This is a genomic window from Saccharomonospora saliphila YIM 90502 (assembly GCF_000383795.1).
Classification (GTDB): domain Bacteria; phylum Actinomycetota; class Actinomycetes; order Mycobacteriales; family Pseudonocardiaceae; genus Saccharomonospora; species Saccharomonospora saliphila.
Genome location: NZ_KB912678.1, coordinates 147,669 through 156,656, shown reverse-complemented (window position 1 = coordinate 156,656; position 8,988 = coordinate 147,669). Strand labels below are relative to the sequence as shown.

The 8,988-nt window shown below is 74.2% G+C and carries 9 protein-coding genes and 1 pseudogene; 8 read left to right on the top strand and 2 right to left on the bottom strand.

Annotated elements, in window-relative coordinates; translation table 11 throughout:
* From SACSA_RS22825 to SACSA_RS0113200, 8 genes and pseudogenes are all read left to right on the top strand, one after another.
* Positions 1-339: pseudogene (locus SACSA_RS22825) on the top strand (3-oxoadipyl-CoA thiolase); the annotation flags it as partial.
* Between the two features lie 29 nt (positions 340-368).
* Positions 369-1,124 (top strand): protocatechuate 3,4-dioxygenase subunit beta, encoded by a 756-nt coding sequence (gene pcaH / locus SACSA_RS0113230; RefSeq protein WP_019816404.1) that lies wholly within the window; start codon positions 369-371, stop codon positions 1,122-1,124.
* Positions 1,125-1,192: 68 nt separating this feature from the next.
* A complete protein-coding gene (gene pcaG, locus SACSA_RS0113225) occupies positions 1,193-1,753 on the top strand; it encodes a protocatechuate 3,4-dioxygenase subunit alpha (RefSeq protein ID WP_019816403.1) in 561 nt (186 codons plus the stop codon).
* Positions 1,754-1,855: 102 nt separating this feature from the next.
* Positions 1,856-3,256: a class-II fumarase/aspartase family protein gene (locus tag SACSA_RS0113220; protein ID WP_019816402.1), complete on the top strand. Its 1,401-nt coding sequence runs from the start codon at positions 1,856-1,858 to the stop codon at positions 3,254-3,256.
* Positions 3,253-4,023 (top strand): 3-oxoadipate enol-lactonase, encoded by a 771-nt coding sequence (pcaD, locus tag SACSA_RS0113215; protein ID WP_019816401.1) that lies wholly within the window; start codon positions 3,253-3,255, stop codon positions 4,021-4,023. Before SACSA_RS0113220 ends, pcaD begins: the two co-directional genes overlap by 4 nt.
* Positions 4,024-4,133: 110 nt before the next feature.
* Positions 4,134-4,511, top strand: a complete 378-nt coding sequence (pcaC, locus tag SACSA_RS0113210) for a 4-carboxymuconolactone decarboxylase (protein WP_028661841.1) — start codon at positions 4,134-4,136, stop codon at positions 4,509-4,511.
* 28 nt (positions 4,512-4,539) lie between these two features.
* Positions 4,540-5,334, top strand: coding sequence for an IclR family transcriptional regulator domain-containing protein (locus SACSA_RS0113205; protein WP_019816399.1), 795 nt, complete (start codon positions 4,540-4,542; stop codon positions 5,332-5,334).
* Positions 5,331-5,903: a nucleotidyltransferase family protein gene (locus SACSA_RS0113200; protein ID WP_019816398.1), complete on the top strand. Its 573-nt coding sequence runs from the start codon at positions 5,331-5,333 to the stop codon at positions 5,901-5,903. Before SACSA_RS0113205 ends, SACSA_RS0113200 begins: the two co-directional genes overlap by 4 nt.
* Positions 5,904-5,935: 32 nt before the next feature.
* On the opposite strand, the gene SACSA_RS0113195 is transcribed toward SACSA_RS0113200, so the two are convergent.
* Positions 5,936-8,305, bottom strand: a complete 2,370-nt coding sequence (locus SACSA_RS0113195; protein WP_019816397.1) for a WD40 repeat domain-containing protein — start codon at positions 8,303-8,305, stop codon at positions 5,936-5,938.
* Positions 8,289-8,988 (bottom strand): nSTAND1 domain-containing NTPase (locus tag SACSA_RS26130; protein WP_456300024.1); only part of this gene is annotated, 700 nt, incomplete at its 5' end. The genes SACSA_RS26130 and SACSA_RS0113195, both read right to left, overlap by 17 nt.

Below are 8,988 nucleotides of genomic sequence, written 5' to 3'. Positions count from 1 at the left end.
GCGGGCGTCGACCCGGACGTGTTCGGGATCGGCCCCGTCCGGGCCGCCGAGATCGCGCTGGAGCGGGCGGGCATCGGCTGGGACGAGCTGACGGCGGTGGAGCTGAACGAGGCCTTCGCCGCGCAGTCGCTGGCCTGCCTCGCCGACTGGCCCGATCTCGACCCGGACATCGTCAACGTCAACGGCGGCGCCATCGCCATCGGGCACCCGCTCGGTGCCTCCGGTGGGCGAGTGCTGGGCACACTCGCCCACGAGCTGCGCCGCCGCGGCGGCGGCTGGGGCCTGGCCGCCATCTGCATCGGGGTCGGGCAGGGCCTGGCCGTGGTCCTCGAGGCGTGAGCACGCCCGAGGCGGAACGAGGAGGAGAGATGACCACGTCAGCGCGGACGTCGGCGGAGTCGGGACTGATCCTGCCGAGCTACCGCAGGGACCCGGAGGGCACGCACCCGCCGCTGGACTCCCCGGGGTACAAGTCGACCCGGCTGCGGCACCCGACACAGCCGTTGGTGCTGCTGCCGCACAAGCTCACCGAGGTGACCGGGCCGCTGCTCGGTCCCGGCAGGCTCGGGGAGCTGGACAACGACCTGACCCGGCAGCATCCCGAACAACCCCAGGGCCAGCGGATCATCGTGCACGGCAGGCTGCTCGACGGCGACGGACGTCCGGTACCGCACTCCCTGGTCGAGGTGTGGCAGGCCAACGCGGGCGGCCGGTACAAGCACGTGTGGGACAACTGGCCCTGCCCCGTCGACCCGAACTTCGAAGGCGTGGGCCGCACCGTCACCGACAGCGACGGCCGCTACGAGTTCGTCACGATCAAGCCCGGCGCCTATCCGTGGAAGAACCACGACAACGCCTGGCGGCCCGCCCACATCCACTTCTCGGTGTTCGGCAGGGCGTTCACCCAGCGGCTGGTCACGCAGATGTACTTCCCGGACGACCCGCTGTTCTCCCAGGACCCGATCTTCAACTCGATCCCCGACGAGAAGGCGCGGCAGCGACTCGTGTCGCGGTTCGACATGGACCGCACGGTGCCGGAATGGGCGCTGGCGTTCGAGTTCGACATCGTGCTGCGCGGCCGGGAGGCCACACCCTTCGAAAACGAGGAGGACGAGGACGAGTGAGCGACACTGGATACGACGCTCACGGAGTCCGACCGGGTGCGGGTGTCCCGCGGAGCACAGGAGGACGAGTGAGCGACACTGGACAGACCGCGACGCTGGGATCGACGCCGTCGCAGACCGTCGGACCGTACCTGTCGCTCGGCCTGCCGTGGGACGACGGCCCTGACGTGGTCGCCGAGGGCACCGAGGGCGCGGTGTGGCTCCGGGGTGTGGTCACCGACGGCGCGGGCGCGCTGGTGCCGGACGGGCTGGTCGAGACCTGGCAGGCCGATCCGGACGGCCGGTTCGACCACCCGGACGACCCGCGCGGCGCCCGGCCGGGTTTCCGGGGCTTCGGGCGCTGCCCCACCGACGACACCGGTGCTTACGCGATCCGCACGGTCGTTCCCGGCGCACTGCCGGGGCAGGCACCGCACATCGCGGTGTCCGTGTTCGCCCGGGGACTGCTGCACCGGGTGGTGACCCGGGTCTACTTCCCCGAGTACGCCGAGGCGAACGCGGCCGACCCGGTGCTCGCCGCCGTGCCCGCCGAGCGCAGGCACACCCTCGTCGCCGAGCGCACGGCCGACGGGTACCGGTTCGACGTGCGCCTGCAGGGCGAGGGCGAGACAGTGTTCTTCGATGTGTGAATGGCGTCCTCCGACGCGTGCACGGCGCCTTCCGCTGTGTGAATGGTGTACTCCGGTGCGGGACGCGACGGGGTTGCTCGATGTGTGAACGGACGGGCCGTGATGTCTGAGCTGTTCGACCCGCTGTTCGCCGCCGGGGGAGTGGCCGGGCAGACCTCGGACGCCGCGTGGGTGCGGGCGCTGCTCGACGTGGAGGCCGCCCTGGCCGGAGCGCAGGCCGACGCCGGGCTGGTCGAGCGAGCCCATGCCGACACGATCGCCGGGGTGTGCTCCCGCGCCGAACTCGACGCCGGGGAACTGGGCCGGGCCGCGACCGGCATCGGCAATCCCGCCGGGCCGCTGGTCCGCGTGCTCACCGACCGTGTCGCGGCCGAGGACGCGGAGGCGGCACGGTCGGTGCATTGGGGCGCCACGAGTCAGGACGTTCTCGACTCGGCGGCGATGCTGCTGGCCGCACGGGCCCGCGAGCCGCTGCTGGCCGATCTCGACGCCTGCACCGACCGGCTCGCGGAGTTGGCCGGACGGCACGCGCGGACCGTGCACGTCGGTAGAACGCTGTCCCAGCACGCCCTCCCGGTCACCTTCGGCCTCGTGGCCGCCGGGTGGCTGAGCTCCCTCGACACCGCCGCCGATCGGTTGCGTGGAGTGCGGCCGCCCGCACAGCTCGGCGGGGCGGCGGGCACGCTGGCCTCGCTGGGTGAGCACGGCCCCGCCGTCCTGGCTGCCTTCTCGGCGCGCCTGGGCCTGGCCGAGCCCGTACTGCCGTGGCACACCGATCGCACGCCGATCGCCGAGGTCGCGGGCGCGCTCGGCGCGGTCTCCGGTGCCGTCTCCGGGGTGGCGCGCTCCCTCGTCTCGCTCGCGAGCACCGACGTCGGCGAGGTCGTCGAGCAGGGCCCCTCCGGCAGCGGCGGATCGTCCACCATGCCGCACAAGCGCAACCCGGTGGCGGCCGTGACCACGCTCGGCTCGGCCAAGCAGGCGCCCGGACTGGTGGCCGACCTGCTGGCCGCGATGGAGCAGGAGGACCAGCGTGCGGCGGGCTCCTGGCACGCCGAGTGGCTGCCGTTCACACGGCTGTGGCAGGTGTCCGGGTCGGCGGCCCACTGGCTGCGGCGGAGTGTGGAGCGGGTGCGGGTCGACGCCGACCGGATGCGGCACAACCTCGACCGCGGCGGTGGCGTTCTGCTGGCCGAACGGGTCACCACGGAATTGGCGCCCGCCGTCGGCAGGCTGGCCGCGCACGATGCCGTCACCGAGTGTTGCCGCCGCGCTGTGGAGGAGTCCATCCCGCTGCACCGCGTGCTGGCCGAGGACCCGCTCGTCGGCGGGCACCTGTCGGAGGAGCGCATCTCCGGGCTGTTGGACCCGGCGGGATACCTGGGCAGCGCGGAGGAGTTCGTGCGGCGTGCGCTGGAGGCGCACCGGGACCGCCGCGCCCGGCGCGAGGAAGACGCGGGCCGGGCTCCCGGCGCGGCCCGGGAGGAGGAACGGGCACGGTGAGGGTCTACCACGAGATTCACGGCCCCGCCGACGGCGAGGTGGTGGTCCTGTCCGGCTCGATCGGCAGCGACCTGAGCATGTGGGACCCGCAGGTGGAGCCGCTCACCTCGGCGGGGTACCGTGTCGTGCGCCACGACCACAGGGGCCACGGCGGGAGCCCGGTTCCCGACGGCCCCTGCTCGGTCGCCGACCTCGGTAGCGACGTGGTGGAACTGCTGGACGAGCTGGCGGTGGAGAGCGCGCACGTCGTCGGACTCTCCCTCGGCGGCATGATCGGCATGTGGTTGGCCATCCACCATCCCGAACGACTCGGGAGGCTGGTGCTGTGCTGCACCTCGGCCGACCTCGGCACGCCCGAGTCGTGGGCCGAGCGTGCGGCCGCCGCGCGCACCGGGGGCATGACCGCGATCGCCGACGCGAGTATCCAGCGATGGTTCACCCCGCGGTGGCGCTCGGCGCATCCGGAGCGGACCCGCGAGTACCACCACATGACGGCCTCGGTGCCCGCGCAGGGGTACGCGGCCTGTTGCGCGGCGATCGGCTCCCTGGACGTGCGAGAGGACCTCCACCGGATCACCGCGCCGACCCTGGTGATCGCGGGGGCGGACGACCCGGCCACTCCATCGGACGGACACGCCAGGCCGATCGCCGAGGCGATCCCCGGTGCCCGGTTCGAGGTCGTGGAGGGGGCCGCGCACCTGGGCACGGCCGAACAACCGGAGCGCTTCTCGGCGCTCATCCTGGAACATCTGAAAGCGGGACTGTGACGATGCCGACCGACGACGACCACCGCGCGGACACCACCGCGCGGGATGGCGTGGAGGCGCTCCACGGGGAGCAGGATGGCGTGGACGCCCTCCACGCGGAGCAGAATGGCGTGGACGCGCTCCACGCGGCGGGAATGCGGGTGCGGCGGGAGGTGCTGGGCGACGAGCACGTCGACCGGGCCGTCGCGGGCACCACCGAGTTCACGCGCCCCTTCCAGGACTACATCACCCGGGCGGCGTGGGGCTCGGTGTGGACGCGGGACGGGCTGGACCGCCGGACCCGCAGCTGCCTGACCCTGGCCGTGCTCACGGCGCTGCGCAGCCACGGCGAGATCGCCATGCACGTGCGCGCCGCGATCGGCAACGGGCTCACCCCCGCCGAAATCTCCGAGGTGCTGCTGCACACCGGCGTCTACGCCGGGGTACCCGCCGCCAACGAGGCGTTCGCCATCGCGCAACGCACGCTCGCCGAGATGGGTGAGATCTAGCGCGACCCACCCGATAGGTTGGACGGCCATGGAGGACAGCAGCGCACGCGGTGCGCACCACGTCCAGTCGCTCGAACGCGGCCTCGCGGTGATCAAGGCGTTCCACGCCGGGTCCCCGGAGCTGACCTTGAGCGACGTGGCGAAGGCGACCGGCCTCACCCGGGCCGCCGCCCGCCGGTTCCTGCTGACCCTGGCCGACCTCGGCTACGTGCGCACGGACGGCAAGTACTTCACCCTGACCGCACGAGTGCTGGAGCTGGGGTACGCGTTCCTGTCCAGCCTGTCCCTGCCGCAGGTGGTGCAGCCGCACCTTGAGCGGCTCTCGGCCGAGGTGCACGAGTCGAGCTCGGTCTCGGTGCTCGACGGTACCGACATCGTCTACGTCGCGCGGGTTTCGGTCTCGCGGATCATGGCGGTGAGCATCAACGTGGGCACCCGCTTCCCGGCGCACGCGACGTCGATGGGGCATGTCCTGCTCGCCGGGTTGCCGCCCGCGAAGCTGGCCGAGTACCTGAGTTCGGCGACGTTCGACCCGCTGACCCCGCGTACGATCACCTCGCCCGTGGCCTTGCGCGACGAGCTGGACACGGTGCGCGAGAGGGGCTGGGCGCTGGTGGACCAGGAGCTGGAGGAGGGGCTGCGCTCGGTCGCCGTGCCGCTGCACGACAAGGACGGCGCCGTGGTGGCGGCGGTGAACCTGTCCACCCACGCCAGCCGCACCACGGCGGAGTCCGTGCGCCGGGAACTCCTGCCGCCGTTGCGGGCCACGGCCGAGCGCATCGAGGCCGACCTCGCGATGGCGCCGTCGGCGCGGGTGTCGTGAGCACCGCGGGACTGCTGTTGGCCGCCGGGGCGGGACGGCGGTTCGGCGGGCCGAAGGCGCTGGTGGAGGTGGGGGGAGAGCCGCTGGTCACCCGGGCCGCCCGGCTGCTGGCCGACGGCGGCTGTGCGCCCGTGCTGGTGGTGCTCGGGGCGGCCGCCGATGCCGTGCGCCCGCTGTTGCCCGCCGGGGCGCATCCCGTACCCGCCCCGGACTGGCGTGAGGGTATGGGCGCGTCCCTGCGCGCCGGGCTGGGTGCCGTGGGCCGTCTCGACCCCGCACCGGAGGCGGCGCTGGTGCACCTGGTGGATGTGCCCGGAGTGGGCGCCGACATCGTCACCCGACTACGGGAGCTGAGCGCGCCCGATGTGGTGGCCCGCGCCTGCTACGACGGCGTCCCGGGGCATCCGGTGCTGTTCGGACGCCGGTGGTGGCCGGAGATCGCGGACGCGGCCGGGGGTGACCGGGGCGCGCGGGACTGGCTGGCAGAGCGGTCGGACCTGCGCGCGGTCGAGTGCGCCGACCTCGGTACGGGGACCGACGTGGACACCCCCGCGGACCTGGACGACTGACGCCCCCCCGGCGGAACCGGCGAAGGGCGTGTTCAGCCGGTGTGCGCGCAACTGGGCTCGGCGCCTCCCGGGGTGGCACGGAGCTGGTCGCACAGCACGCCGACGGCGTCGCCGGGGCGCACGTGCCACACGCCCACACTGGTGTCCTGGCTCGCGCTGGCGAGCAGCCGTCCGTCGGGGGAGAAGGCCAGGTCGTTCAGCGGTCCGAGGTGGCCGGAGAGGTTCGCCAGCAGGCTCCCCGTGCCGACGTCCCACAGCCGCACGACCGAGTCGTCGACCGTGCCGGAGGCCAGCATGCGGCCGTCCGGGGAGAAGGTCAGCGTCCGGACGGTGGCCGGGTGGGCGGAGTCGAACCGCCGGAGAAGCTCGCCCGAGTCGGCATCGCGCAGTGCGATCCGCCCGCCGTCGCCCACCGTCGCCAGCGTCGCGCCGTCCGGGGAGAGGGCGAGGGCATAGAGGGTGCGCTCGCCGACGTCGAGGGTGCTCGCTTCGGTGAGCCCGTCCTCGCCGAGGCGCCAGACGCGTACCTCGTCGTCGACGGTCGCGGCCAGGCGTGTGCCGTCGGGGCCGAAGGCCGGGGAGGTCACCAGCGCCTCGCCCAGTTCGGCCCGCGCGACCTCGGTGAGGGTCGCGCTGTCCCACACGTGCAGCACCCGGTCCGTTACACCATCCACATCGGACACGGCGGCGATCCACCGGCCGTCGGCGGAGACGGCGGGGTGCGCGCGCATCTGCCTGTCCGGTAGCGTCCGTCGCCGCGCCTCACCCGGGGTGTCCGGCCGTCCGACCGAGATCGTGCCGTCCACGGAGAGCACGACGACCCCGCCGTCCGGGGTACGGGCGACGGTGCGCGCGGTGCCCTGCGGGGCGTGGGCCGGGGCGGACGGACGTCCGTTGACGGCGTTCCAGGTGCGGAGCTCCCCCGTGCCGTCGACGGCGGTGAGGTCACTGCCGTCGGGGGCGAAGGACACACTGATCGCCGCGCCACTGAACCGGGTGTTCCAGCCCGTTCCGCGCAGCCAGCGCGTGAGGTCCCCGCGCGCGGTGGCGGCCACGACGGTCCGGCCGTCCGCCGACACCGCCAGGGCGGTGATCGTGTCCCCCAGCGACGCGTACTCACCGCTGCGCCGCCGGGTCTCGACGTCCCACGAGACGATGTTGTCGGATTCCACTGTGAGCAGACGGAGCCCGTCCGGGCTGAACGCGATGCCCGAAGGGCCGAACTCCGCCCCGCTCTGGGAGATCACACCCTCGGCGGCTCCCGTGCGCGCGTCCCACAGCCGCACCTCCGGGTCGTCCTGGCTGGCCGTGGCGAGCAGGTCGGCGGAGAAGGCCACCCGCGTCGTGCCGGTGTGCGGGTGGTGCCGCAGGACGAGTTCGGCCGCGCCGCCGCCACCGGTGTCCCACAACTCGACCGTGCCGTCGTCGCGGCCGAGCGCGATGTGTTCTCCGCCCGGGTGGAAGGCCAGGTCGTAGACCAGCGCGCCGGTTCCGGGCAGGCTGTCGAGCACGGTCCCGGTGTCCGGGTCGCGGACCACCACCCCGCCCTCGCCGGGCTCGAACGCCGCGATCCCGGCGCCGTCCGGCCGCCACGCCACCCGGAAGGCGCCGGGCAGCGTGCGGACCAGCTCGCCGCTGGCCACCTCCCAGATCCGCACGCCCCGCTCCTCTCCGGATGCGGTGGCCAGCCGCGTGCCGTCGGGGGAGAAGGCGACGTCCCAGACGGTCTCGGTGTGGCCGGACAGGGCGTAGTCCAGCGGCCCGCCGCTCCCGGTGTCCCAGACCAGGGCCCGCCCGTCGGGGCCTCCGACGGCGATGAGCGTGCCGTCGGGGCCGACGTCGGCCGAGTAGGCGGTGGCGAAACCCGAGTCGAAGGACAGCGGCGTCGCCAGGGAGGGTGCCGACAGCAGCGCGCTGCGGGCCTGCGTGGTGTGGCTCGCCTCCCATCCCCGCAGCGCGAGCCGTTTCGCTCGCACGGGGTCGGGAAGCGCGAGGAGCTGGGACTCGGCCGCCGAGGCGCGGGACTGTGCGTCCCGTCGCTGCCGCTCGGCGTCTCGTTGCGCGGTCAGCGCCGCGCCTCCGGCCACCAGCGACACCACCAGCAGCGTCGCCAGGCCCGCCACGAGGCCCCGCAACCGGCGGGTGGACCGTTGCTCGGCGCGGGTGCTCGCACGCAGGAACCCGCGTTCGGTCTCGGTGAGGTCGCCGCGGTCGCGCGCCCACTCCACGGCCGCGGCGAGCCGCGCGCCCCGGTACAGCGCGCTCTCGTCGCGCCCGGAATCCAGCCAGGCCCGCGCCGCGTCGTCCAGCCGCCCGCGCAGGACCAGCTCCTGGCGGTCCCGCTCGACCCACTCGGCCAGCCGTGGCCAGGCGCGCAGCAGCGCCTCATGGGTCAGGCGCACGGCGTGGGCGTCGGCGGTGACCAGCCGCGCCGCGATGAACGGGTTCAGCGCCTCGGCGGAGACCCTCGTCGCGGTCGGCCGGGCGCCGGACCACGGTGCCGTCGGCCACCACGGTCACCATCCGGAGCAGGGCCGTGCGCACGTCACGCCGCGCCGGGGCTGCGAGCCCGGTGTAGATCCGTTCGGCCGTGTCGGCCACGGCGTGATCGAGGCCGCCGGTGCGCGCGTAGGCCGCGACCGTCAACGGGCCGCCGTCGCGATGGTGCCAGCTCTCCCGCAGCGCGTGCGCGAGCAGCGGGAGCGCGCCGGGGTCGTGGTCGAGTCCGGCCCGTGCCCCCAGATCCGCCAGCAGCCGGTCGGGCAGAGCGGGGTCCACGCTCACCCCTGCCCGGCGCGCGGGTTCGGTGACGGCCCGGCGCAGCTCGTCCGCCGTCATCGGGCCCACCACGACCTGCCCGGCCAGCATCGGGGCCAGTGGTTCGACCAACGTGCACCGCTCGTAGAAGTCCGCCCGGACGGCCACCGCCACCAGGGCGGGCCCCGCGTGCGCCAGCGCGGTCGCGAACGCGTGCCGTTCCCGCTCGTCGGCGCACTGGGTGAAAACCTCCTCGAACTGGTCGACCACCAGCACCAGGCGGGCGTCGTCGGCGTCGGCGGAGTCCCGCGCGCCGTCGGGCACGCGC